Raw genomic sequence first — 26005 nt, 5'->3', positions numbered from 1 at the left:
GTAACCATGACTGAATTGAAACTCGATGCTGAGTTAAACCTAGATAGCGAATTAAGCTTAGCTAGCGAATTAAACATAGATACCGAATTAGACATAGATAAGCTTGTTAACGACTTTCCGCTGTTGGAACAACTTGTAGCGTTGGAAGAGGTAAGTTGGTTTAACCCAGATGTGACGACTCTGGAGAGCGGTTTGCCTTATGTGGGGTTAGGCGAAGAAGATATTCACGACGCGAGCTTGAGGTTACAAAGGTTTGCTCCCTATCTTGCGAAGGCGTTTCCTGAAACTCAATTGACCAATGGCATTATTGAATCTGAACTTATCGATATTCCGTCAATGAAATCAGCGTTAGAAGCCCGTTATCAGCAGCCAATAAAAGGGCGTTTGATGATGAAAAAAGACAGTCATTTACCGATTTCGGGTTCAATTAAAGCGCGTGGCGGTATCTATGAAGTATTAACGCACGCCGAAAAACTTGCGATTGAAGCGGGCTTGCTCAGCGAAAGTGATGATTACAGCAAACTGCTCGAACCTAAGTTTCGTGATTTCTTCAAACAATACAGCATTGCAGTGGGTTCTACGGGGAATCTAGGAATGTCGATTGGCATCATGAGCGCCAAGTTGGGCTTTACAGTTTCGGTACACATGTCGGCTGATGCAAGAGCGTGGAAGAAAAATAAACTGCGTGAGCACGGTGTCAACGTAGTCGAGTACGAACAAGACTATGGCGTCGCGGTAGAACAAGGGCGTAAAGAGGCGGAGCGAGACCCACGTTGTTTCTTTATTGATGATGAAAATTCGCAAACCTTGTTTCTTGGTTACTCAGTGGCAGGACAACGACTAAAGCAACAATTTGAACAGCAACAAATAGTGGTCGATAAACAACACCCATTATTTGTCTACTTGCCATGTGGAGTAGGTGGCGGGCCCGGTGGTGTTGCATTTGGCTTGAAGATGGCATTTGGCGACCATGTGCACTGCGTTTTTGCAGAGCCGACGCATTCACCTTGTATGCTTCTTGGCGTTCATACCGGTTTGCATGACCAAATTTCAGTACAAGATCTTGGCATCGACAATCTAACGGCTGCTGACGGCTTAGCGGTGGGTCGTGCGTCTGGTTTTGTTGGTCGCGCGATGGAACGTTTGCTTGATGGTTACTACACATTAACCGACGAACGCATGTATCAATTGCTAAGTGAACTGAATCAAGCCGAGGGGATTCAATTAGAGCCTTCAGCACTTGCGGGCATGCCGGGTGTGATTCATGTTGAGCAGAATAGAGAATATCTTGATCGCCTAGAGATTGATGAGTCGACGCTAGCGAATGCAACGCATCTTGTTTGGGCGACTGGTGGTGGCATGGTGCCAGAGCAAGAAATGGCCGCTTACTTGGAAAAATCGTCGGTTTAGCCCTAAAGCGTTTGTAAGTTGATCGTTTATAAACTGGGTGTTTATAAATGTAAGCGGTTAAACAGATAAGTCAGGAGAGAAGAGTGATGTTTATAGCTTGAACACACTCTTTCTCATCTCCAATTCCCACCGTAATTCAAACAATAACCTGCGCAGATCGTTATCCAAAACACATATTTTATAAATTAGACTTCATAGATGTTCTAACTATCAGTTAGGTTGAGTGGCATTCAACTTGATAGGGATTGAGCAATGCAAACGGATAAAGTGATGCAGACAAGACACATAAACACACCAGAAAAATTACTACAGCGTTTAGATGCGATTGGGGAGTCTTTGGAAGCATCGGGTAAGGCTCATGCTTTATTGGGATTGGGCTCAGTCGGTATTGAGACAGAACGATTGGATCAGTATTCAGATGTCGATTTTTTCGCGATAGTACAAACAGGGCACAAGCAGTATTACTTAGACAGTTTGCATTGGCTCTCTGATATTCACCCAATCGACTATGCCGTAAGAAACACCGTCGATGGTTATAAAGTGCTTTACGCTGACGGAATCTTCTGCGAATTTGCTGTGTTTGAACCCCACGAGTTAGCGCATATTCCATTTGCTGAAGGGCGCATTGTTTGGCAGCAACCGGAATTTGATACGCAGTGTTGTATTCCTCCCGTAAAAGGGGAGTCAGACACTAACTCCCAAGAGTGGATCATTGGTGAGGCACTTACCAATCTTTATGTGGGCATGTCTCGTTATAATCGAGGCGAAAAGCTGGCTGGGAGTCGGTTCGTTCAATCTTACGCACTTGATCGTTTGATCGATCTTGTGGATCAAACTGAACATTCTGAGCCTGAATTCGTCGATGAGTTTATGTCGGATAGAAGGCTAGAAGCGCGCTTTCCTAAGTTTGCCCAATTGCTACCAACCTTTACCCAAGGTTACGAGCGCACCGCTGAATCAGCACTTGCCCAACTAGCGTTCCTCAACACCCACTTCACAGTTAACCAAGCCATGTGTGACCGAATCACTGAACTGTGTTCCGGTAAAGATTAAGCTTATAACCTGTTAATCTTAAAACCTATTTTCCTGGTGCGCGTAAATAACAGTTGTCGCTAGTCTGTATTGTTGATAGGTTTTAACCATGAAATTTAATTCTGCTTCAACTTCAATTTTCTTTTGGTGGTGCTCTTAATAGAGCAGCACGGAATATTCACATTCTTTAGCTGCTGGACGGTAGCTAAGAATGTCATCAAAAATGTCGCCTCTTTTTATCTCCAGTAGCCTTTCTAACTTGGAGATACCTCATGAAAACCCATTCAAACAGCCATATTGATAGCAACAGCGATGCGGTCAGCAACTATAGCGCTGGCAGTAAGAACAATACCAACAAGCCTGAAATCATTCTGACTGGCGATAGAGCAACTGGGCCTTTGCATTTAGGCCATTACGTCGGTTCTCTCGAACAAAGAGTTTCTTTGCAGCATATTCACGACCAAACGATATTGGTCGCCGACATGCAAGGGCTGACCGACAACGCCCATAACCCCTCGAAGGTTTCTTCTAACATTCTCAATGTAGTCGCTGACTATCTTGCTGTTGGAATTGATCCGGCGAAGACCACGATTTGTTTACAATCACAGTTGCCGGTGTTAGCTGAGCTCACCATGTTCTACAGCAATCTTGTTTCTATCGCTCGCTTGGAACGTAATCCAACGGTCAAAAGCGAGATTCAAAACAAAGCATTTGGACGCTCAATTCCAGCAGGCTTCCTCACTTATCCAATCTCACAGGCTGCAGACATCACCGCGTTCAACGCGACTTTAGTACCTGTTGGCGATGATCAACTGCCGATGTTAGAACAAACCAATGAGATCGTGCGAAAGTTAAATTCGCTCGCTGGCAAACCAATCTTGAATGAATGCAGGCCACTTCTCAGCAACGCCTCGCGTCTCCCTAGTACTGATGGTAAAAGTAAGATGTCTAAATCGATGGGCAACGCCATTAATCTTGGTTCAACAGAAAAAGAGATCAGAGCTGCCGTTAAATCCATGTATACCGACCCAAACCATCTACGAATTGAAGACCCAGGCAAGGTAGAAGGGAACATCGTGTTCACTTATCTTGATGCTTTTCACACAGACGTTAACTATGTCAGTCAGCTAAAAGAGCATTATCAAAGAGGTGGGCTAGGCGATGGACAAACTAAGAAAGTATTGGAAGAGTGCTTACAAGAGATGCTTCGTCCTATTCGTGAAAGAAGAGCTGAGTTACTGGATGACAAAGCGCAGCTCATCGATATTTTGCGAAATGGTAGCGAAGTCTCTAGGGAAAGAACGCAAAAGGTATTGTTCGATGTAAAAGGCGTCTTTGGTCTGAATATTATCTAGCATTTACTGCACCTGTCACAGGCTAAACGGCGGGAGAGTGAAAGCGCGATGACTTAGCAATCAAGAGTTTGGTATTCAATGACTGGTTTGGATGTAAATAAAGTCAATTGATTTGAATGGTGATTACGATTGATTTATAAAATGTCTTTTATGAATGTCTTTGAGGTTATGTGGCAAAGCACGACCTCAAAACCTTACCTTCAAGTAATGGTAATTAAATGAAAACTAACGTTTTACTCCCTACCTTATTTTCGGCTCTGGCCCTAATGTCGGGTTGTTCAGATGTAGTCAGCGATGAATACTCGACTTATGCACAAGCCAAAGAAGAACGCTTGTTTGACAGAGGTTGGTTACCCGACATCCTGCCTAAATCTACTTTGAATATTGAAGTGAATAACGATCTGGATGCGAATACATCAGAAGGGAGCTTTATCATCAACGAGCCAGCATTGTCCGAGTTTATTGCGAAATTGGAGTCGAGTGAGTCGACCAATGAATTTCACTTTGTAGACGGCGAAAATGTTTGGGTGTTCATTGTGGGAGAAGACAGTGTAGTTAACTACACACTAAACAAGCGTGACGACTAAGTTGCTGAATTCCGAAGTATATCTGTTTATTGCTGATATGGGTTGATAAATAACACGTTTCACCAAAGTACCAGCAAGCACTCATCATGGTTATTCTTCGGAAGGTAATCATGGAATTCAAACCGTTGAATTTGTAGACGCTGCGCTTTCGTCGTCGTTAACCCAAAGAGGCGACGAATAATGTTCAATCTTTGGGTTCAGTTCTTTGTATATGGATATAAAAGACATGAGGATAAATTCGTATTTTCTCGTTCTTCTTATTACATTGCTTCAGTTAACCATCAGATTTTACTTACTTTTTTTGACTGCATGTCTCAGTTCGTCTTGCTCCAGTAATTATGTTTTGAATTAAGCTCACGTATGCAACTAGGTTTATTTCTATATGTAGAATATCTATCGTTAAGATACGTGCTCATCAAGTTGGTGAATTTGTAAAACATAATTATAAAAGGTTACATATGCGTAGTGCACATTTAATAATGCTATTCCCAATAGCGTTTACTTCTCAAGCTGCTAATGTTGTTGACTATTCGAAGGTTGACTTGTCTAAAGTACTTAATAATACAAAACAAGGGCTTACAGTAGCCAGTGAACCACTGTCTTATCAAGATATAAGCCGAGTAAACACCAATACAACAACACTTTTACGTAAGAAGCAGCTCCATTATGGAATTCCTGTTTATGGACAATCTGTGGTCGTTGATCTTTCTAAGCAAGGTGTGGCAAAAGCTGTTGATGGCCAAGTGTTAACCGGTATTGAGTCAGATATTAGTTCAACACTGCCCATGATTAATGCTAAACAGGCGGTTGATATTGCGAAGTCACAACACAAAGGTATTGCAGCGGCTACTATCCGTGACCCTCACACTGAGCTTGTTATTTGGCTTGATGATCAGCAGTCTGCTCGGCTCATCTATAAAATTGATTTCTTACAGACTAAAGGGATGGCTCCTTCAAGGCCGATTACGCTTGTGGATGCTAAATCTGGTGAGCTATTGGAACAGTGGGAAGGCATCGCTTTTCTTGAGGCTGAAGGTCCTGGCGGTAACGAAAAAAGTGGGCGTTATTATTTTGGCTCAAACACACAGTATGGCGGTTTTCAGGTTAACCCGTATTGCCAAATGGACAGCGAGAACGTCGTTACTCTGAACATGAACAATCAGCAAAGCTCTGGGCAGATACATCAGTTTAGCTGTAGCGATAATAATGGCGTGAACGTTAACAATTATCGCGCAGTGAATGGTGCGTATGCGCCGATGAATGACGCTCACTATTTTGGCCAACGTGTATTCGACATGTACCAAGATTGGCTAAATACACGTCCGATTAAACAAAAGCTCACGATGCGTGTTCACTATGGTTCAAATTATGGGAACGCATTTTGGGACGGTCGTCAAATGACATTCGGCGATGGTAACCAATCGATGTATCCGCTAGCAACATGGGATGTGATCGCCCATGAAGTCAGCCACGGCTTTACCGAACAAAACTCAGGCTTAGAATATCGTGGAATGTCGGGAGGAATGAATGAATCCTTTTCTGATGTGGCAGCAGCAGCATTAAGTGAATATGTGCACGGTAGCTTCAATTGGAAGATGGGCGAACATGTGATGAAACATAGTGATGCAATGCGTTACTTCATTCAACCAAGCCAAGATGGTGTGTCTATTGACCACGTCAACCAGTACTACAACGGCATTGATGTTCACCATAGTTCTGGCATTTTCAATAAAGCGTTTTACCATTTATCAACAAGCAATAACTGGGGAATTAAGAAAGCTTTTGAGGCCTACGCGACCGCTAACCAACTTTATTGGACACCTAACTCGGATTTCCAACAAGGTGCTGACGGTGTCTGCAAAGCGGCCCAAGATCTTGGTTATGAAACCTCTGCGGTAAGGATTGCTTTTAACGAAGTAGGCATTGATGTAGAACACTGTGGTTCTGGTCAGCCTAATCCACCATTACCATCACCAACTTCAGACGTTGTGGACCTAGAGATCAATATGCCAACGCCTATCTTGAGTGACGGCGAGGATCAGCAACAGTTCGTTCTCAAAAACACACCAGCCGATGAGGTATGGGTGCAGACTTATAATGGGTACGGTGAAGTAGACATGTACGTTGCAATCGGTCGACCAGCCACGCTGAGTGACTACGATTGTGCGTCAACTAATCGAGGTAACCGAGAATATTGTGGTCTCAATGGTGTAACGGGCGCTGACATTTACGTGATGGCTTCTGGGGCTCAAGGTTCGATGGATGCGTATGTTGCTGTGAGTGCTGACCTAGAAGCTCCTCAACCTGAGCCACAACCAGAACCTAAGCCAGAACCACAAGGTTTGTGCGATAACCTTCAAGAGTGGAACCCAAATTACTATTACCCCGCAGGCACAGCAATTCAATATTATGGCAATAGATTCTCAGCGTCTGCGGATAGCTGGGGAGCCGACCCGTTCAACAATTATTGGTACTGGGTATTTGAAGGTACTTGTGACTAGTTAAAACGACTTAAAGTGATTCAAGTTAGCTAAAACCGATGAGAAGGGAGCGCAGTCTGTGCTCCCTTTATTCGTTCAAAGTGAGAAGTGAAGGTGTACGCTTATCTTGTGTTAGCAAATCCAACGTTAGAGTATGTAACTTAGCGTTATTCAGCATTGAATATTCAACATTTAGTAACGACGAGATAAGGATGATTAAATTGGAAATTAGCCATTTGGACCATTTGGTATTAACCGTTAAAGACTTATCCGTGACGGTGGATTTTTATCAAAACGTGTTAGGTATGAAGTCAATCCAATTCGGTGAAGGGCGTTTGGCTTTATCGTTTGGTAATCAAAAGATTAATCTTCATCAAAGAGGTAATGAGTTCGAGCCAAAGGCTGAGTGCGTGCAAGCTGGCAGTGCCGATCTCTGCTTTATTACCAATACGCCCATGATTGATGTTATTGAGCATATCCAAGCGCTAGGAGTCGTGATAGAAGAGGGACCAGTACCGCGAACAGGTGCAACGGGTAAAATCGTTTCTGTCTATGTTCGAGACCCTGATGGGAACCTGATTGAAATATCCAATTACTAGATGTTGGCGAGAGCAAAATACCAGACCGTTTAATAGAAAGTTAATAGCACACCAACTGCCTTTAGAGCCAATAGATGCTGGATGTTGAAAGGCAAATAAATTACAATCGAACAATGTTTTATTAATTCAAACTCTAATCCCTATGCTGAGAAATTTAATCACATTCATCGTTAGCCTATTTCTTTTGACGGCTTGTTCTACAACGAGCAACAATCAACTTGATGATAAGACATTAAGTAACGAAGACACTGTATCTAAAAGTGTAGAGGAAGAGACCAATCTAGACATTAGTACAGAAACAAACTCCGGTACTGACGCAAATGAAGATTCGAATACACACGCTAAGACAGAGCTTACATCAACCGAAACCTCTCAAATAACGGCAAAACATGCGGCCGATGAGCACGATAGTGAAAAGGGTATAGGAAACTATTTCTTGCAAAATAATGAACCAACCAAGAAGGTCATTAAATCGTTAGAGGGTGTGACAGACACATTGAACATTCTGACCTTCGGGATATTTGCGACGGGCCATGGATAAGCAAGTTGGGGGCGAACTCCAAGCTAAACTTTGTAATGAAGCGATGAAGGCGAGCTAAGTGGTTCGCCTTTTTTATATCGCAGCCTAATTAACTCATCGTTCTGTTGGCTATTATGTTTGTTGTTCAATATCCACAGCTCTATCTGATTGAGTCGAAACACGGTCAACTAACGTAGGAATTTTCTCGTTCTGGAAGGGACTAGTCGTATTTACTGTGTTCGATTTGTTATATGCACCAAGGCTTTTAATACTCTTACCCAAAAGTAAGCAATGAAATCTAATCTTGCTAAGACAATGTCTTATATTCACTTTGGAGCATAGTAATATGTTTGTTGTGAAGTTCGATGTTTAGATTAAGTTATCAATATTCTAGGGAAGAGATATGAAGAACAAGAGTGTGTTTTTAAGCGTTGCGATGGTCATGTTATCGGCTCAAGCAAATGCATCTAGCGCGAATCATGAAGCTGTTTCAGATGGAGTTATCGCCGAACAAAGAGCGAACCTTTCTGAAAATACTCAAGGGAAAGGTTTTGGACCGCAAGCCCCACGAGATTTAGACTCTTTAAAGGGAACTAACGCCCGCCTGTTTTCGGATGCGCCAGATTCAACAGCAATGAACTTATGTAATATTCACTTTCACAAGAACGCCGAACATAAAGGTGGTGAGTTTACTCAATACGCTGGCAATGGTGATGGTAAGGGCTTCCAAAGTGGTTTCAAATACACAGGTAAGCTAAGTGCGGTTGAACTTAAACCATTCGATCAAAAGGTTTGTCCAAGTGATCATGGTTCTCTTCACTCGGGAGATACTATTGAGGTGCATTACGTGTATTCAACGGCGCAAGTTGAACCGGGTGAAACACTGGGCGCTTGTTTTAACGATGCGATTACCAATCCGCAATTGCGTGTTGAAACTCAAGTCTATGTATTAGTTAATGACGACAAAGCTCTCGACTTCGAAGCATTAGCGAAACACTCTAAAGTCAACGGTTTAAACCAAGCCCCGAACATTCCACAAAATACGGGCTCAGCGATTCAATACGCAGGCTCTACAACTGGCCCTGGCTACAATGAACAAGGTTCACCGTTCCAAGTAACATGGAGCGTGAGACCACAAGTAGCGAAAGTAAACATTGCGACGGTTGGCAGCTGGTGTGAAGGCAATGACTTCAACGAAGATCACGCGCATGGTGTGAGAAACATAGTTGTAAACCCAGAGTTGTTGTCACCAATAGCGAACTAATCTTGTTACGTTGATTTGTAATCAATATTTTTCAAAGGCGAGCCACTAGGTTCGCCTTTTTTGTGTCTTAAAGAAAAACGCTTAGTTTCAGTTTTAGGCTTAGGCTTAGGCTTCGGTTTAGGTTTAGGTTTAGGTTTAGGCTTAGCGGGGAAATTACGCGTGACACTTATTCAAAACATGAGTTGTGTTAAACGTGCTTAGTCAAAAACGTTCTTTACCCGAATCGAAGCTCCATGATACGTTCATGATCAATTATGTTGGGTTATAGATAAGGACAGTCCAATGTCATTAGAAGGTGCGATTACATTCTTTATTGCCATGTTTATATTTGGTATTACTCCGGGGCCTGGCGTGTTTGCCATTTTAGCTCGTGGCATGGTTAACGGTTGGCGAAAGTGCATCACTCTCTCGTTAGGGATGATATGCAGTGATCTTATCTATCTTGCGCTTGCCTGTTTTGGTCTCGCGACGATTGCTGAGAACTGGTCGTTTGCTTTTGAGGTAATTCGCTACGTTGGTGCGGCTTATTTGATTTACTTAGGCTACAAGATGTTTAAGAGCCTACCGGAAGTGCAAGGCTCAGCGGAACTCGCAGCCAAACAAAGTCAGAAATCAGAACGCGCCAGTTTCGCACAAGGCTTTTTGATCTCAGCATCAAACCCTAAAGTGATTCTCTTTTATATTTCATTCTTGCCGACGTTCATTGACCTGACGGTTTTGCAGTCACAAGATATCATATTGGTTTCTGTTTTAGCGGCTGTTGCTCTGATGTCTGGTTTAATGCTAATTGCAATGGGCGCGGGCAGAATGGCCAGTTTACTTAAAACGCCACGCGCACATAAAAGATTAAACCAAAGTGCCGGTGGAATAATGATTGCTGCTGGCTCATATTTGGCGATAAATCGATAAACATGGCTTTTTAAGCACGACTCTTTAAACAAGAAGGCGAACCGAATGGCTCGCCTTTTTTGTTCTAGAGGAATGGACTATGTGCTTGTAAAAACTATTCTTATAAAAGGCGAGCGCTTATAAACACAGTTCATTTGCTAAATCTAAGCATCTACAAAAATCACTTCACCGGTAATGAAGCCATCGACAGAACGCTCGAAGGCTTTACCGACTAATTTGCTCGGTACAGGTTCAAAGCCTGGCATCATTTCACCGTAAACATCCCATGCTTCAGCAAGAACCGTTGGGTTGATTACATTGATACGTGTGTTTCTTGGCATTTCATAAGCGACACACTTTACGAATGTATCAATTGCGCCGCTGGTGGTTGCGTCTGCAATAGCGAAAGGGATTGGTTTAACGTTCAATATGCCACTAATCAGCGTAAATGAACCACCGTCAGCGATGTACTTTTGGCCGATACGAACAAGGTTAATTTGTCCCATCATTTTGCTCATTACCGTAGTCATCCACTGTTCTTCCGTCATATCTGCAAAGGTATTGTATTCGCAAAGGCCGACGGTGTTCACAACCGCATCAAAGTGTCCCACTTTCTTGTAAAGCGCCTCAATTGATTGTGGGTCAGTGATGTCAACAATATGGTCTACATCGCCAGAGCGACCCGCAGTGATAACGTTATGATTGCCTAAGCCCATTAATGCTGCTTGACCCATCTTGCCACGTGCGCCAATTAGAATGATTGTTTTCATGTTGTTCTCCGATCTGTATATGTTTCGTTTCGATGGAAGAACTTTAACCAAATAGCCAAACAAGTAGAAACAAAGCTTAGTTGTGAGTGTTACTGGTTTTATTTGTTGAGTGTTACACTGACATGGAATCCAACTTCACCGAAGCGAGTGCGTGTGAGCAAACTAGACCGATTAGACATAAAGCAACTTAGAGTTTTCCAAGCTTTAATCCGTGAAGAGAACGCGTCTAAAGCTGCGAATCAATTGGGGCTGACCCAGCAAGCTGTTAGTGAGCATTTGAAGAAGCTGCGAGAAGTGTTCGACGATAGGCTGTTTGTGAGAAAAACCAACGGCTTTGTTCCGACCACCTTCGCACAAGAGTTATCTGTTGGTGTTGATCGTTTACTGATCGATTTCAATTTGTTGTTATCTAGAACAAATTTCGTACCAGAGAAAGCTAAAGGGACGTTTGTGATTGCGGCGACGGATTATGCCCAGCAGATCATCTTACCAAGCTTAATTGCAAAGCTAAGGGAACAAGCGCCAGAGTTAAAGCTAATTGTGCGTGACTTCGAAATCGACAACCTGCACGAGCTAATGGAAAGCGGCAAGGTTAACTTAGCCATCGCGTTTCCGGACTACATTCCAAGCAGCTACAAAGTAATCAAGCTGTTTGAAGAGCACCATGTGTGTGTTGCATCACCTCATTCTTCAATAGCACAGATCACGCCTTCATTAGAGGAGGTGGCGACCTATCCAACCATTATTGCTTCACCATCGCGTCCAAACTTCAAAGGGTCGATTGATGAATGGTTTGGTCAGTTTGGGTTAAAGCGTAACGTGGTGGTATCTGCACCGTGTTTCTCTATCGTACCTATGTATTTAAACACTACTGACTCTATTGCTTTCTTACCATCAAGGGCAATCGAAGGGCTGAACTTGGTGACTATTCCAATGGAACAATCCCCCGAGAGTTTTGATGTGATAGCCGCATGGCACCCAAGGTATAACGATGATCCGCTACAAAAATGGGTGACGTCTTTGTTAGAAGTCGATTAATGGGAAGAGTGTTTTTGTATCGCAGCGAACCAAAGAAGGCTCTTATTGGGCTGTCTATGTGATTGGATTAGATTCGATTAGATTAGGTATTTCGACCTGGACCGACGCTAATTTAATTGGTGTTCTTGCACTTATTTGTTCATCGATATTTTTTCTTCTAACCTGAACTCCAACTACTTGATTTCCAGTTAATTGACCTTTATTGAATGATTTTGCGTGTTGCATAAACGTGATCAATATATGTTTTTTGTATTCTTCGGCTAAAGTTATCGGGCTTTTTACAGATAAAGGAATAGAGGCGAGCTCTAACACGAGATAAAACGTGCGAGCTTTGGTTTCGCTTTTTGAAACCTTTAGAGAACTTTTAACAAACTTGCGTCGAGACAACCTAAATGAAGAAAACAATCCTATTTGCCGTTTTTATTATGTTTGGCATTGCCGTCGCTGCGAGTATGGCGTCAACTTATTTCATTTCAAGCGAAAAAATTGATGAGATAATATTGAACAAATCTCAAGTTCAAGCTGAATTTTTGGCTGGGAATGCTGGGTATATCTTAGAGAATTCGGACAATCCAGTTCAAGATTTACAAAAGCTGGTGGGCGAGCTGAAACAGCGATCTGATGTCACTTATGCGATTGTTATTGATAGTAACGTAAGTGCTATTGCTCACAGCGACAAAAATAAACTGAATAAAGTTTATGAAGATAGCTATACCGTTAAAGGCGCGACCAAAGGCGTACAACAGTATTCAAAATGGTACGCTGATGTTCAACAAGTGTGGGTGTTTGACATCATGGCACCTATCTACGTCAACGGTGAGCTGTACGGTACTTTTGATATCGGTATCCCTATCACAGAGGTTAGCCAAGCAACGAATGGCATTATTAGCTACCAGCTCGCTTCAATGGTTTTCATTTTTGTGGTTTGTCTCGTTGTTCTATCACTTCTTCTTAGCAAACTGATGCAACCTCTCTTGGTATTGAAAAATACATTGCATGATATTTCTGAAGGTGATGGTGATCTATCAGTACGTTTGCCTATCAAAGGGAATGACGAAGTTGCTCAAATCTCATCGGCTTTCAATGTGTTCGTTGGCAAGGTGCACGAGATAATTACGCAAACAGTGAATACGGGTGTCGAATTAAATAAGACCGCTATTGGGCTTCGTGAACAGTCGCAGCAAGCGTTGCAAAGAGGGCAAGAACAGAACGAACAAACCATGTTGGTCGTGACGTCTATGAATGAAATGATTGCCACGGTTAATGAAATTGCATCTAGCGCAGCTGGTGCTGCAAGTGCGGCAAACATGGCAGCGAGTGAAACTCAAGAAGGTCATAAGACGATTGAGAAGACCACGACTTCAATTTCGAACCTTGAAGCCGAAATGAATAGTGCTTCTGACATCATTGTTAGCCTTGCTGATAATACCCAGTCGATCGGTACTATTCTTGATGTTATTCGAGGTATCTCTGAGCAAACGAACTTGCTGGCACTTAATGCTGCAATTGAAGCTGCGCGTGCTGGTGAGGCTGGCCGAGGCTTTGCGGTTGTTGCTGACGAAGTTCGTAACCTAGCGACAAAAACCGCGCAGTCTACCGATGAAATTGACACTATGATCAACCAACTTCAAACCGAAGCTAAGAACGCTGTTAGTTCGATGAGTAATAGTAAGAGCTTAATTGAAGAGGGTACGACTGAAACTGAAATGGCTCGCCAAGCTTTGGAAAAAATTTCCACGCAAGTTTTGGCTATTCTTGATATTAATACGCAAGTCGCAACGGCAACGGAGCAGCAATCAGCGGTAGCGAATGAAATTAATATGAACATGGATACGGTTAATAGCTCAGTCAAAAACGGTTTGAGCGCAAGTGAGAAGTTAGAGCAATCAAGCCAGCAGCTGGCAGAGTTGTCACAAGTTCTCGATCGTTATGTCGGTTCATTTAAAATCTAGACTTCCCAACATATCTCTTTAAGAGATGTGTTGAGTCTCCAGTTATTGAATAGCGCTTATGTCTTGCATGAGCGCTATTTTTTTTGCGATATGCCGACACAGATACTCCGATAGAGCGCAACAGAAATGAAGAATGTGCCTGCAGTGTAATATCGTGACAATTTAGCTCATTCAAAACAACGCGATCAAATAAGACAGCGACAACAAGGCGCTAATTTTTATCCTCCCATGCGCAAGGTCTAAAAATCGACTAAACAACAACTCTGACGCGACACATAAGGTGTTCCGCATCTCATCACGATGTATAGTTATTGATAATTCATTCAGTAATCGTATCTGTAGTTGTCAGTTGATGTGGGTGTTATGAAGAAAAACGGATTTACTTTAATGGAATTAATCATTGTGATCGTGATACTCGGAGTATTGGCCGTTACCGCTGCCCCGAGGTTCCTCAATATTCAAGAGTCAGCAAGAGAAGCGGTACTAGAGGGGGTTGCTGGTGCTATGGAAGGCATTATCACGCAGGTGACTTCTAAAGCCATTATTGTTGGACTTAACCCGGACGCAACAAACCCAGGTGATCAGAGCAACTACGTAATCGATTTTGGTATCGGTAGCGTTGAAGTCGATTGGGGAACACTTTGCCCTGAAAGCCGAGGGGAGTCCGGAGACAAATTAAAAATGCTCGATTTCCTCACATTGTCAGATGATGACAGTATTATCTCAGATTATGGAAATAGACATACGGTAGTCGGATACAATCAACCTTTTAGCGACGCAGACCTGAACAGCAATAACATTACCGACGATGCCTTACCTTCGGGTTGTTATGTTATCTATGATTCTTTTGGCGGCAGGACAAGTGGAGACACATGTCCAGTAGATGGTTGTGAGTGTACAGTTCGTGTTATGAACGATGAGTGTTAAACCAAGCACATCATCTGGTTTATAGAAATTCAATAAAAAAGCGCGTTATTGCCGAGTAGCAATAACGCGCTTTTTTGTATTAGCTTAATGATTTGTCTTAGTTTACCAATGGAGCACTTGCTGGTGGCAAGTCACGCTTCTTAATCACGTATCGCAAGCGAATTAACATCAGCGTCGCTGAAACACTCAAGCCCGTTAGGATACCAATCCAAAAGCCTTCTTCACCCATTGCTGGAACAATATGGTCTGTTAGTCCTAGCACCATGCCGAGTGGCAGTGCCAAGCCCCAATATGAAGCGATGGCTAAGATCATTGGGATCTTAGTATCTTTATAACCACGTAATGCACCGTTAGCGGATGTTTGTAATGCATCGCTGAATTGGTACATCGCCGTAAAGGTTAACAACACCGCTGCCGTAGCGCTTATTGCAGGGTCGGTGGTGTAAAGCCTGATTATCCATTCAGGGAACAGTAGGAACATAGCCACTGAAAGAAGCGAGATTAAAGCTGCAACCAAGATACCGACTTTGCTACGTTCAATCGCGCCAAGTTCGTCTTTTTCACCCAAAGCGTGCCCAACACGAATTGTAATGCCAAATGATATACTCATTGGAATCACGTATGTCAGGCTCGATATATTCAGAGCAATTTGCGCCGCTGCCACGTTCTCTGCACCAATACGACCAATCATCAGAGCGATTACCGCAAAGATACTGCCACATACCGCAATGTTCATCCCGATAGGTAAACCTAACCTTAGAAGGTGAAGCATCTCTTTTGCTTTTGGTTTTGCATCGGCAAAGCTAATAATGGTCTTGTAGTGGTGATGACCTTTAATGTAGGAATACAGCATTCCCGACATTAACCAATACACCAAACTTGTTGCCCAACCACAACCTACAGCGCCCATTTCAGGGAAGCCGAACTTTCCGTAGATAAGTACGTAGTTGACCGGAATATTCACCAACAACCCAACCACAGAAATGATCATTGGTACTTTGGTATTGTTCATCCCTTCACAGAAGCCGTTCAAAGTGTAGAACAGGGCAATACCCGGAACACCAAAGGCTAGGGCAAACGCATAATCGCTGCCGATAGGAATGATCTCAGCGGCGACTCCAATCCATTCTAAGATCGGTTTCGCACTCACCAAATAAGCGATAAGTAATACGCTAGCAATTAATGCCAACCAAACCATCTGGAAGAATTCAACAGAGATACTTTGAAAGTCACGTGCGCCGCGGTGGTAAGCGACAACGGGTGTTAACGCCATAATCACTCCACGTAGAAGAAGTAACACTGGGATCCAAAGGCTGGTGCCAAGTGCAATAGCGGCGAGATCGGCAGGGCTTACTTGGCCAGCCATTGTCGTATCGACAAATCCCATCGCTTGGGTAGCTATTTGAGTCAAAATGATTGGAATCGAAAGATGCATAAGCGCACCCGATTCACGAGTAAAAGGACGAAATTTCGTTAGCATGGAAGTTCACAACACCAATATAAATACACGAATGATGGCAGGATGGCCGGTGTGCATTTTAGGATGTGCCCCGTTGGGCGGGCGACAATATAAACACCTTACCGTATAGGGTCAAGCTTTGGATTTATAGAGTTTCACTAGCTTTGAGGTAGGGGCAGATTCTGATGGTCAAAACACAACACCAACTCACGTAACTTATTGATTTATTGTGAATCATGCTAGATGGATAATTTCTATATTTGCCACGCTAATCACTAAGGTTGTGGTATAAGTGATTGTTATGGAAAGACAAAGGCTAGTACAATTGATGGCATAAAGAGCTAGATAGAAATATTCTGTATTTAAATGCAGGATTTTCTGTCTAAGAACTGTTAGCTTTTTTGGAGGTCAATTGGAAGATTTAGTATTAATTTTAAACATTGCTGTGGTGGTATCCATATCCATCGGTGGCTTTCTTGTCAGAAACTACGTTCCCAAGTATTTGTCTGAAAAAGCCAAAAACTTAGCGACAAAAGAAGATATCGGGCAGATTACAGACCAAGTAGAATCCATTAAACGTCAGCATGCCGTTGAACTCGAAAAGGTCAAAACAGAACTTGATGTAAAAGGGGCTCTTCGTCAGTCATTTCAATCTAAGAGCTTGGACGCTCTGACTGCTATTGATGAGTTACTCGTAGAAATTCATTTATACAGTTGGAAGCAACTTGCTGAACGATCACCAAATGAACATTACGTCTGGAGGAATGTCGACACTTTAGCCGACAATCGACATTTTCATTATTATCGTGTCGCTATAGATAAAGTTAAAATGGTTCACGGTCTTTACCTTACTTCAGCAGCAAAGCGAGCTTTATCAGACTTATCTCAATCCATAGGGATGCTATCTAGTATGGAGCTAGCTCTCAACAATGATCCTGACGAAGCAATTTTAGAATCTGCTGTTCCAGGTTATTCGTCAGCGATTGAATCTGTTGAAAAGTGCCGAAAGAAGCTAATGCACGAGCTTGGAGTACAAAGCTAACAAACGGCTATGGCGCCAATAGCTAATTTGGCGCTATCTATCTTTTACATACCATCATTTCTTAGCTTCAAACCTAGTACCGTATCAGCCTCCTACTGCCACAGAGCCAACAGAAACACAAATAACCCAATCCCAAGCGTTACTTTTAGAAGTAAACTAAGAGGGGCTCCACCTTTCGGAGCTTTATTGCAACATCCCATAATCATTTCCTAATTCATCGTGACCGTCATACCACCATAAACCTTTCCCTTACGGTAAGGTCAATGCATTTGTTTACCTTGAATTTCAAATAACAAAAGGCGAACCATTTGGTTCGCCTTTTGTTATGTTTTGCTTCTTAGCACAGCTACGAATTAGTCGTCGCTAAGACTAGATATGCTTGTCGTTGCGCTGAAAACGAATAATATACGTCAACTTTGGTCACTAGGTTTAGTTATTTGTAGTTCATTTTTAATGGCCTACATTAGTGAGTTGTGTCGAATATTTACTGGTTAAACCTATGCGAGAATACTTTTAGCGCGAAAACTATGAAATTATTACAAGCGATTTTAAAAATTATTAATATTTAATATGACAGTTTAATTAAAAGGAGTGCACACAGTGAGGGATAGTCTGGTTCTAGAGGGGAATAACGTTTTTAGGAAATCGTGGACTGCGTATATAGACCCGGTACTAACTTTAGTTATCCTTTTTATCATAGTGTATAACTTTCCTTTGATTTTCAGGCTATTCCCTCGTGACCACCATGAATCTATACTTATTGTGGTTATTGCTTTTTTAGTCGTTTATATATTTAGAATAATACTTAAAATATTTAAAATAAGGAGCGTAAAGATTTATATCAATGAGTCGGGGGTGTGGTGTTATTCTGGAATATTTCCGTGGAGTAAAGGTACATATGGAGTTAAGTGGTGTAATTTTGAACAGGCTGTATGTTACCAGAATTTTTTCAACTGGTTATTTAAGTCGTATACTATAAAAATTAGCCAGCGGTTTACCCAAAGTAGTGAAATCGTGTTATCGCATATGAGGCATGGAGATGTTGTCACTGCAGTTATAAATAAATATAAAAAAAATGTCTTGCATGATAGGAATGATGTGCGACGAGAACTTACGGATTAACCGTTCTATGCTAGCTTTTAGTTTATTTGTGTTTAGCAACAAAATACAACCCTATTAGTATAATTCAGCGCTAAAGTTAGATTAGTTAATAATTAAAATCTAGGATGTCAAAAAAGCGAACCAAGTGGTTCGCTTTTGTTTATCTAAAATCTACAAAAATTAGTCTTCGTAGTTGTCGATGCTTGGACAAGAACAGATTAGGTTACGGTCGCCGTATACGTTGTCTACACGGTTAACTGTTGGCCAGTACTTCGAGTTCTTCGTTGCTTTCGATGGGAAGCAAGCCAGTTCGCGAGAGTAAGGGCGATCCCATTCTGCGCCTGAAATGTCAACTTGTGTGTGCGGTGCGTTCACTAGAGGGTTGTTGTCTAGTGGCCATTCACCGGCTTTCACTGCTGCCATTTCGTGACGGATTGCGATCATCGCTTCACAGAAACGGTCTAGCTCTTCTAAATCTTCTGATTCAGTTGGTTCTACCATTAATGTGCCAGCTACTGGGAAAGACATAGTAGGCGCGTGGAAACCGAAGTCCATTAGACGCTTAGCAATATCTTCTTCGCTGATGCCTGTGTCTTCTTTAAGCGGACGAATATCGATAATACATTCGTGCGCTACGCGGCCGTTAGTGCCACGGTAAAGAACAGGGTAGTGAGGACGTAGTTTCTCCATCACGTAGTTCGCGTTCAGAATCGCTACTTTAGTTGCGTCTGTTAGGCCAGGTTCGCCCATCATCGCGATGTAAGCCCAAGAGATAGGTAGGATTGAAGCACTACCTAAATCTGCTGCTGATACCGCGTAGTCAGAACCTTGTACACCGTTTTCGATATGACCTGGTAGGAAAGGTGCTAGGTGCGATTTAACGCCGATAGGACCCATACCCGGACCGCCACCACCGTGTGGGATACAGAATGTTTTGTGTAGGTTCAAGTGAGATACATCTGAACCGATGAAGCCCGGAGACGTTAGGCCTACTTGAGCGTTCATGTTCGCGCCGTCTAGGTAAACCTGACCGCCCGCTGCGTGTACTTGTTCACACACTTCTTTCACTTGCTCTTCGTATACGCCGTGCGTAGAAGGGTAAGTGATCATGATGCTTGATAGGTTTTCTTTGTGCTTCTCGATCTTCGCTGCTAGGTCTGTCATGTCGATGTTGCCATCTTCATCACACTTAACAACCACTACCTTCATTGAAACCATTGATGCTGTAGCAGGGTTAGTACCGTGCGCAGAGCTTGGAATCAGACAAACGTTACGGTGAGCTTCACCGCGGCTTGCGTGGTAACGTTGAATCGCGATTAGACCTGCGTATTCACCAGATGCACCAGAGTTTGGCTGTAGTGAGAAATCGTCGTAACCAGTGATTTCACATAACTTCTCTTTAAGATCTTTTGCTAGTGCCGTGTAACCAGCCGCTTGCTCTAGAGGTGCGAATGGGTGAATAGAACCAAACTCAGGCCATGTTACTGGGATCATCTCAGCAGCAGCGTTCAGCTTCATCGTACAGCTTCCCAGAGGGATCATGCCGTGCGTTAGTGAGAAGTCTTTGTTCTCTAGCTGTTTTAGGTAACGCATCATTTGCGTTTCGCTGTGATGCGTATTGAATACCGGGTGAGTTAGGAACTCTGATTCACGACGGCAGTTTTCTGGAATTGCTGCAAACTCGTTTGATGCAATGTCAGAAGAGAGTGCTTGAATGTCTTCTTTCACGTCGAAGATTGCGAACAGTGCGTTCACGTCGTCGATCGTTGTTGTTTCATCTAAGCTGATACCGATTTTACCATCAAGTCGACGAAGGTTGATGTCTGCTGCTTGCGCTTTCGCGTAGAGTGCATCTGTCTTGTCTTCTGTGTTCAGCGTAATAGTATCAAAGAAGCTGTTGTTCGTTAGCTCGTAACCCGCTTTAGTCAGGCCAGCCGCTAGGATAGCTGTCATGTGGTGTGTACGACGAGCAATAGTACGTAGGCCTTCTGCACCGTGGTAAACCGCGTAGAAAGAAGCCATGTTTGCTAGAAGTGCTTGAGCTGTACAGATGTTTGATGTCGCTTTCTCGCGGCGGATGTGTTGCTCACGAGTTTGCATTGCCATACGTAGCGCTTGATTACCGTGAGTATCGATTGATACACCGATTACACGACCTGGCATTGTACGCTTATGCTTTTCACGAGTACCCATGAATGCAGCGTGTGGACCGCCGTAACCCATAGGAACGCCGAAACGTTGCGCTGAACCGATGACTACGTCTGCGCCCATTTCGCCAGCTGGCTTAAGTAGAGCAGAAGCAAGTAGGTCAGTAGCAACCGTTACCAGTGTTTTGTTAGCTTGAGCTTTCGCAATGATGTCTGTTAGGTCGCGAACTTCACCCGTTGTACTCGGGTATTGAAGAAGCGCACCAAATACGTCTTGCTCTGGAAGTGTTTCAAGAGCGCCAACCATTACTTCAAAACCGATGTACTCAGCACGAGTTTTAACAACTTCTAGTGTTTGAGGGTGAACATCGTCAGCAACGAAGAATACTTTGCTCTTGCTTTTGCCAGCACGCTTACACAGTGTCATTGCTTCGCCAGCCGCTGTCGCTTCATCAAGAAGGGATGCGTTCGCGATTTCCATACCTGTTAGATCCATTACCATTTGTTGGTAATTGAGTAGAGCTTCAAGACGACCTTGAGAAATCTCTGGTTGGTATGGTGTGTAAGCTGTGTACCAGCCTGGGTTCTCTAAAACGTTACGTAGAATAACGTTTGGAGTGAATGTGTTGTAGTAGCCTTGGCCAATGAAAGTACGTTTCACTTGGTTTAGGTTAGCGATCTCTTTAAGAGAGGTCAGCATGTCCATTTCGCTCAGTGGCGCAGCAAGTGTCATTGGTTTTTCAAGACGGATTTGTGCAGGAACCGTTTCGTCGATCAGTGCGTCTAAGCTAGTCGCGTTGATCGCATCAAGCATTTTCTGCTGGTCTGCTTTATTTGGGCCGTTATGACGAGCAACAAACTCGTTTTGAGTACCCAAGTCTTTTAGTAATTGGCTTTGAAGTAATTCAGTCATGATATGTTCTACTTTCTCTTTGGAGCCGTGAGCTAGCCCCTAAAATTAAGCTGCTCCAAAGAGCAGCTTTATCGTAATGAGGAACCTATTAGTCTTCTTCGATAGAGCTTAGGTATTCTTCCGCATCTTTAAGGTTGTTTAGTTCAGACGCATCAGACATCTTCACTTTAACAATCCAACCACCTTCATAAGATTCTTCGTTAATTAACTCTGGGCTATCTTCTAATTCTTCGTTGATTTCTACGATTTCGCCAGAGATTGGTGCGTAGATATCAGAAGCTGCTTTCACTGATTCAACTAGAGAGAAGCTTTCGCCAGCTTCGATTTCGTCTCCAGTGTCAGGCAGGTCAACAAACACAACGTCACCTAGCATCTCTTGAGCGTGCTCAGAAATACCGATAGTCACAGTACCGTCACCGTTGTCTTTTACCCACTCGTGGCTGTCTGCAAACTTTAGTGTATTGTCCATTGCTTATTCTCCAAAAATTTATGAGGTTTTAATTTAAATCTTAAAAACGGTTTAACGATAAAGAGGGAAGCGTTTGCAAAGCTCTTTAACTTGCTTGCGAACACGTTGCTCAACTTCAGCGTTGCCTTCAGGGCTTTCAACTAAGCCATCAAGTACATCGCCGATCCATTCACCGATAAGTTTGAATTCTTCAGTGCCAAAACCACGACTGGTTCCAGCTGGCGTACCTAAACGAATACCCGAAGTAATCATAGGCTTCTCTGTGTCGAATGGTATGCCATTCTTGTTACATGTGATCCCTGCACGCTCTAATGCTTCTTCAGTTACGTTACCTTTCAAGCCCTTAGGACGAAGGTCAACCAACATTAGGTGCGTGTCTGTTCCGCCAGTCACAATGTCACAACCGCGAGTTTGCAACACTTCAGCAAGAACTTTTGCGTTGTCGATCACTGAATCAATATAAGTATTAAATTCTGGGCCAAGTGCTTCGCCAAACGCCACTGCTTTAGCCGCGATAACGTGCATTAGTGGGCCGCCTTGAAGGCCAGGGAACACTGCAGAGTTGATTTTTTTGTTGATGTCTTCGTGGTTCGTAAGAATCATACCGCCGCGTGGGCCACGAAGTGTCTTGTGCGTTGTTGTAGTAACAACGTGTGCGTGTGGTAGTGGGCTAGGGTGAGCACCTGTCGCGATAAGACCCGCGATGTGTGCCATATCAACCATTAGGATAGCGCCAACTTCATCAGCGATTTCACGGAACTTAGCGAAATCAATAACGCGTGGGATAGCACTACCACCAGCAATAATCATTTTAGGTTGGCTTTCGATAGCTAAAGTACGAACTGCTTCGTAATCGATTTCTAGAGTATCGCGGTCTACGCCATATTGAACGGCATTGAACCATTTACCAGACATTGCAGGGCGTGCACCGTGTGTAAGGTGACCACCAGCGTCAAGAGACATACCCAAAATAGTGTCGCCAGGTTGAAGCAGAGCAAGTTTAACTGCACCGTTTGCTTGAGCGCCTGAGTGAGGCTGTACGTTTACGTATTCGCATTTGAATAGTTGCTTCGCACGTTCAATTGCAATCGCTTCAACTGTATCTACATGTTCACAACCACCGTAGTAACGGCGGCCTGGGTAGCCTTCTGCGTATTTGTTTGTTAGGCAAGTGCCTTGAGCTTGCATTACTGCTTTAGAAACGATGTTCTCAGAAGCAATAAGTTCGATTTGTTCATTTTGACGAGTGTTCTCTGCTTGGATGCCAGCAAATACTGCGTCGTCAGTACCAGATAGGTTCGTAGTGAAAAAACTGTCTAAGCTATGGTTTTGGTAAGCGTTCATTGTCGAGACCTTTCATTAAGCTAATGGTGATTATTTTTATAGTCCATTAGGTCTTACGTTGATTTCTGCATCGGTATCGTTTGCGCTATATAGGTATAGATAAACGTGAATTGCGTTATAAATATACTCTTACAGCGTCTAAGCGATCGTTGTAGGGTCAATGCAGCACGAATTGTTTCCCAAAAAGTTCGGGTAAAAAACAGCTCTTACAAATGTTAAATCTATCATTTGCTGCAAGCTGAAGTAGCATCTCTTCATCTAACAAGTCGATAACATAGCTCCGATAAAATCAATTTTCAACAAAAATTTCCAATAGGAAACAACTTTTCTTGTTTTGCTACGGGGAGCACGCTTTATTTCTCTGTGTGCTCTTTAATCAACAAAGCGCTTCATGCAACAATGAAATTAATAGACAGGAAGCAAGAATTTAATGAGGGACCTATGTCAGAAGACATTTATGATGAGTACCCATCTTTAACGTTGGCGAAGGAAACGTTAGACCAGAATATCGAACCACTTAGGCTTGGCCAGCGCATTAAAGATATCCGCGGCAAGCTTGGGATTACGTTAGAAGAAGCGAGCCAACGTACTGGTTTAGCTCGCTCTACGCTCAGCAAAATTGAGAACGAGCAAATCTCTCCAACCTTCCAAGCGATGCAAAAGCTAGCGATGGGCTTACAAATAAATATGCCCCAACTGTTTGAGCCACCAAGGAAAAAGGTCGCAACAGGGCGTCGTGACTTAACTAAGGCCGGTCAAGGTAAACCTCACCCAACCCCAACGTACGAGCATGAACTGCTTGCAACAGAGCTGTCTAATAAGAAGATGATGCCCTTTAAGAGTCGCGTGAGAGCGCGTACTTTTGAAGAGTATAACGATTGGGTACGTCACGACGGTGAAGAGTTTTTGATGATCATCTCTGGTGATGTGATGTTCTACTCAGAATTCTACGAACCTGTGCCAATGAGTGAAGGTGATAGCATGTATTATGATGCCAATATGGGTCACATGCTTATCTCGACCAGCGCAGAAGACGCGCTCATTTTGTGGGTGACAGCAAAATAAATTAACAAAGTTGGAATTTCTTATAGTGAATGCAACCGTTTGCTATTGTTTCTAACGTTAGCCAACAGACGCGATATTGATGTGATAATCATCAATATCGCGTTTTTGTATGCATCGAAAAATTGTTTTTAAATTGTTAAATGTCACATTTTGAACTGTTTTACTATTGTTAAGGGTGTAAAACTGACTCAGGCTTGTTTATTATAGTGAACACGGTTTACTCATGTTGATTGAAGTTTACTGAAGTGAATTCTTAGAAAGTGACTTGTAGAGCTTTTGTACAGCTAACCTGATTTATCAAGCTAACGATATAAGCCTATATAAAAGACATCACTTTTTACTATCTACTGTTTCTAAGGTTAAGACGTCAAGGTGACTAACGCGAATACGCTGAGGTGACTAGTGATGAGACTTATCGTTAGAGGCGACTCTAAATAGAGATATAAGCGGCAGGCTCGACTTTGGACAGCCTGCAACGCTTCATGGAGAAGAAAATGACTCAAGAACACGCTAATCAAGACCTACTAACAACACCACTGCATGCACTTCATGTTGAAGAGGGTGCAAAAATGGTTCCTTTCGCTGGCTACGATATGCCAGTTCAGTATCCACTAGGTGTAAAGAAAGAGCACTTACACACTCGTGATGCTGTCGGTCTTTTTGATGTTTCTCACATGGGGCAACTTCGTCTTCATGGCGCAAACGCAGCAGCTGTCTTAGAATCTTTGGTTCCTGTAGATATTATTGACCTTCCTTCTGGTAAGCAGCGCTATGCGTTCTTTACTAACGAGCAGGGCGGCATTATGGATGACCTAATGGTTGCAAACCTAGGCGATCACCTGTTTGTTGTTGTAAACGCGGCTTGTAAAACACAAGATATCGACCACCTAACTGCGCACCTTCCAGCTGACGTAGAAATGGAAGTGATTGATGATCGCGCTCTATTAGCACTTCAAGGCCCTAAAGCGTCTGAAGTTTTAGCTCGTTTCCAACCAAGTGTTGCAGACATGCTGTTTATGGATGTTCAAAAAGTCGATATCGACGGCGTAGAGTGTATCGTGAGCCGCAGTGGTTATACCGGTGAAGACGGCTACGAAATCTCAGTACCGAACGATCACGCTGAAGCACTTGCTCGTAAACTAACATCAGAAGCAGAAGTAGAGTGGATTGGCCTTGGTGCTCGTGACTCACTTCGTCTTGAGTGTGGTCTATGTTTATACGGTCACGACCTAGACACAACGACAACTCCAGTAGAAGCTAGCCTTCTATGGGGTATTCAAAAAGTTCGTCGTACTGACGGTGAGCGTGCAGGCGGTTTCCCAGGCGCTGATATCATCCTTGAGCAAATCGCAACGAAAGATGTTCAACGTAAGCGTGTTGGTCTAGTTGGTCAAACTAAAGCACCAGTACGTGAAGGTGCTGAATTGTTCGATGCTGAAGACAACAAGATTGGCGTTGTAACAAGTGGTACTGCTGGCCCTAACGCAGGCAAGCCAGTTTCTATGGCGTACGTTCGTACAGACCTAGCAGCAATTGGCACTGAAGTATTCGCTGACGTTCGTGGCAAGAAGCTACCAATGACAGTAGAAAAAATGCCTTTCGTACCTCAGCGTTACTACCGTGGCTAATCTCTTTTAAGAGAA

At 43.2% G+C, this 26005-nt stretch carries 20 protein-coding genes; 15 read left to right on the top strand and 5 right to left on the bottom strand.

The annotated features are described in order from the left end of the window. Positions 1-6: 6 nt before the first annotated feature. The 9 genes from L3V33_RS02830 (at position 7) to L3V33_RS02790 (ending at position 10156) form a co-directional block, all read left to right on the top strand. Positions 7-1410 (top strand): D-serine ammonia-lyase, encoded by a 1404-nt coding sequence (locus L3V33_RS02830; protein WP_237288922.1) that lies wholly within the window; start codon positions 7-9, stop codon positions 1408-1410. Between the two features lie 252 nt (positions 1411-1662). Continuing rightward, positions 1663-2463, top strand: a complete 801-nt coding sequence (locus tag L3V33_RS02825; RefSeq protein WP_237288921.1) for a hypothetical protein — start codon at positions 1663-1665, stop codon at positions 2461-2463. Between the two features lie 251 nt (positions 2464-2714). Continuing rightward, positions 2715-3797 (top strand): tryptophan--tRNA ligase, encoded by a 1083-nt coding sequence (gene trpS / locus L3V33_RS02820; protein WP_237288920.1) that lies wholly within the window; start codon positions 2715-2717, stop codon positions 3795-3797. Positions 3798-4015: 218 nt separating this feature from the next. Next, positions 4016-4384 carry a hypothetical protein gene (locus tag L3V33_RS02815; RefSeq protein ID WP_237288919.1) on the top strand — a complete coding sequence of 123 codons (369 nt, stop codon included), beginning with the start codon at positions 4016-4018 and terminating at the stop codon, positions 4382-4384. Between the two features lie 458 nt (positions 4385-4842). After that, on the top strand, positions 4843-6885 hold the full coding sequence (locus tag L3V33_RS02810) for a M4 family metallopeptidase (RefSeq protein ID WP_237288918.1): 2043 nt from the start codon (positions 4843-4845) through the stop codon (positions 6883-6885). Positions 6886-7085: 200 nt separating this feature from the next. Then, on the top strand, positions 7086-7463 hold the full coding sequence (locus L3V33_RS02805) for a VOC family protein (protein WP_114635772.1): 378 nt from the start codon (positions 7086-7088) through the stop codon (positions 7461-7463). Between the two features lie 142 nt (positions 7464-7605). Beyond that, positions 7606-8004, top strand: a complete 399-nt coding sequence (locus L3V33_RS02800; protein ID WP_114635402.1) for a hypothetical protein — start codon at positions 7606-7608, stop codon at positions 8002-8004. Positions 8005-8386: 382 nt separating this feature from the next. Further along, positions 8387-9247 carry a delta-class carbonic anhydrase gene (locus L3V33_RS02795; protein ID WP_237288917.1) on the top strand — a complete coding sequence of 287 codons (861 nt, stop codon included), beginning with the start codon at positions 8387-8389 and terminating at the stop codon, positions 9245-9247. A gap of 282 nt (positions 9248-9529) precedes the next feature. After that, on the top strand, positions 9530-10156 hold the full coding sequence (locus L3V33_RS02790; protein WP_237288916.1) for a LysE family translocator: 627 nt from the start codon (positions 9530-9532) through the stop codon (positions 10154-10156). A 143-nt stretch (positions 10157-10299) separates the two neighbouring features. On the opposite strand, the gene L3V33_RS02785 is transcribed toward L3V33_RS02790, so the two are convergent. Beyond that, positions 10300-10905, bottom strand: coding sequence for a short chain dehydrogenase (locus L3V33_RS02785; RefSeq protein WP_054546927.1), 606 nt, complete (start codon positions 10903-10905; stop codon positions 10300-10302). 153 nt (positions 10906-11058) lie between these two features. Here L3V33_RS02785 and L3V33_RS02780 point away from each other — a divergent pair, with 153 nt between their 5' ends. The 3 genes from L3V33_RS02780 (at position 11059) to L3V33_RS02770 (ending at position 14822) form a co-directional block, all read left to right on the top strand. Continuing rightward, positions 11059-11943, top strand: coding sequence for a LysR family transcriptional regulator (locus L3V33_RS02780; RefSeq protein WP_065206276.1), 885 nt, complete (start codon positions 11059-11061; stop codon positions 11941-11943). 425 nt (positions 11944-12368) lie between these two features. After that, positions 12369-13895, top strand: coding sequence for a methyl-accepting chemotaxis protein (locus L3V33_RS02775; protein WP_171308049.1), 1527 nt, complete (start codon positions 12369-12371; stop codon positions 13893-13895). A gap of 363 nt (positions 13896-14258) precedes the next feature. Next, positions 14259-14822: a type II secretion system protein gene (locus L3V33_RS02770; protein WP_267136819.1), complete on the top strand. Its 564-nt coding sequence runs from the start codon at positions 14259-14261 to the stop codon at positions 14820-14822. Positions 14823-14919: 97 nt separating this feature from the next. On the opposite strand, the gene L3V33_RS02765 is transcribed toward L3V33_RS02770, so the two are convergent. Then, entirely contained in the window at positions 14920-16302 is a 1383-nt protein-coding gene (locus tag L3V33_RS02765; protein WP_017082305.1) for an MATE family efflux transporter, read from the bottom strand. A 391-nt stretch (positions 16303-16693) separates the two neighbouring features. On the opposite strand from L3V33_RS02765, the gene L3V33_RS02760 reads away from it, so the two are divergent. Continuing rightward, positions 16694-17323: a hypothetical protein gene (locus L3V33_RS02760; protein WP_237288914.1), complete on the top strand. Its 630-nt coding sequence runs from the start codon at positions 16694-16696 to the stop codon at positions 17321-17323. 1281 nt (positions 17324-18604) lie between these two features. On the opposite strand, the gene gcvP is transcribed toward L3V33_RS02760, so the two are convergent. The 3 genes from gcvP to L3V33_RS02745 form a co-directional block, all read right to left on the bottom strand. After that, positions 18605-21484 (bottom strand): aminomethyl-transferring glycine dehydrogenase, encoded by a 2880-nt coding sequence (gcvP, locus tag L3V33_RS02755; protein ID WP_237288913.1) that lies wholly within the window; start codon positions 21482-21484, stop codon positions 18605-18607. Positions 21485-21572: 88 nt separating this feature from the next. After that, the gene (gene gcvH, locus L3V33_RS02750; RefSeq protein WP_004730871.1) at positions 21573-21953 is read right to left on the bottom strand and encodes a glycine cleavage system protein GcvH; all 381 of its coding nucleotides are present in this window, start codon (positions 21951-21953) and stop codon (positions 21573-21575) included. A gap of 51 nt (positions 21954-22004) precedes the next feature. Next, a complete protein-coding gene (locus tag L3V33_RS02745) occupies positions 22005-23297 on the bottom strand; it encodes a serine hydroxymethyltransferase (protein ID WP_171310553.1) in 1293 nt (430 codons plus the stop codon). A 441-nt stretch (positions 23298-23738) separates the two neighbouring features. On the opposite strand from L3V33_RS02745, the gene L3V33_RS02740 reads away from it, so the two are divergent. Further along, positions 23739-24362, top strand: coding sequence for an XRE family transcriptional regulator (locus L3V33_RS02740; RefSeq protein ID WP_017082298.1), 624 nt, complete (start codon positions 23739-23741; stop codon positions 24360-24362). Positions 24363-24856: 494 nt separating this feature from the next. Continuing rightward, positions 24857-25990 carry a glycine cleavage system aminomethyltransferase GcvT gene (gcvT, locus tag L3V33_RS02735; protein ID WP_171328528.1) on the top strand — a complete coding sequence of 378 codons (1134 nt, stop codon included), beginning with the start codon at positions 24857-24859 and terminating at the stop codon, positions 25988-25990. Positions 25991-26005: the final 15 nt, after the last annotated feature.

Origin of the sequence: Vibrio sp. A2-1, assembly GCF_021728355.1 — a bacterium.
GTDB classification, from domain to species: Bacteria; Pseudomonadota; Gammaproteobacteria; order Enterobacterales; family Vibrionaceae; genus Vibrio; species Vibrio splendidus_K.
This window is presented reverse-complemented; position numbering and strand designations above follow the sequence as displayed.

Bases quoted from the DNA above. Each gene is read 5' to 3' on its own strand.
- L3V33_RS02830 (WP_237288922.1), top strand. From the start codon at position 7: ATGACTGAATTGAAACTCGATGCTGAGTTAAACCTAGATAGCGAATTA.
- L3V33_RS02825 (WP_237288921.1), top strand. From the start codon at position 1,663: ATGCAAACGGATAAAGTGATGCAGACAAGACACATAAACACACCAGAA.
- trpS (WP_237288920.1), top strand. From the start codon at position 2,715: ATGAAAACCCATTCAAACAGCCATATTGATAGCAACAGCGATGCGGTC.
- L3V33_RS02815 (WP_237288919.1), top strand. From the start codon at position 4,016: ATGAAAACTAACGTTTTACTCCCTACCTTATTTTCGGCTCTGGCCCTA.
- L3V33_RS02810 (WP_237288918.1), top strand. From the start codon at position 4,843: ATGCGTAGTGCACATTTAATAATGCTATTCCCAATAGCGTTTACTTCT.
- L3V33_RS02800 (WP_114635402.1), top strand. From the start codon at position 7,606: ATGCTGAGAAATTTAATCACATTCATCGTTAGCCTATTTCTTTTGACG.
- L3V33_RS02795 (WP_237288917.1), top strand. From the start codon at position 8,387: ATGAAGAACAAGAGTGTGTTTTTAAGCGTTGCGATGGTCATGTTATCG.
- L3V33_RS02790 (WP_237288916.1), top strand. From the start codon at position 9,530: ATGTCATTAGAAGGTGCGATTACATTCTTTATTGCCATGTTTATATTT.
- L3V33_RS02785 (WP_054546927.1), bottom strand. From the start codon at position 10,905: ATGAAAACAATCATTCTAATTGGCGCACGTGGCAAGATGGGTCAAGCA.
- L3V33_RS02775 (WP_171308049.1), top strand. From the start codon at position 12,369: ATGTTTGGCATTGCCGTCGCTGCGAGTATGGCGTCAACTTATTTCATT.
- L3V33_RS02770 (WP_267136819.1), top strand. From the start codon at position 14,259: ATGAAGAAAAACGGATTTACTTTAATGGAATTAATCATTGTGATCGTG.
- L3V33_RS02765 (WP_017082305.1), bottom strand. From the start codon at position 16,302: ATGCTAACGAAATTTCGTCCTTTTACTCGTGAATCGGGTGCGCTTATG.
- gcvP (WP_237288913.1), bottom strand. From the start codon at position 21,484: ATGACTGAATTACTTCAAAGCCAATTACTAAAAGACTTGGGTACTCAA.
- gcvH (WP_004730871.1), bottom strand. From the start codon at position 21,953: ATGGACAATACACTAAAGTTTGCAGACAGCCACGAGTGGGTAAAAGAC.
- L3V33_RS02745 (WP_171310553.1), bottom strand. From the start codon at position 23,297: ATGAACGCTTACCAAAACCATAGCTTAGACAGTTTTTTCACTACGAAC.
- L3V33_RS02740 (WP_017082298.1), top strand. From the start codon at position 23,739: ATGTCAGAAGACATTTATGATGAGTACCCATCTTTAACGTTGGCGAAG.
- gcvT (WP_171328528.1), top strand. From the start codon at position 24,857: ATGACTCAAGAACACGCTAATCAAGACCTACTAACAACACCACTGCAT.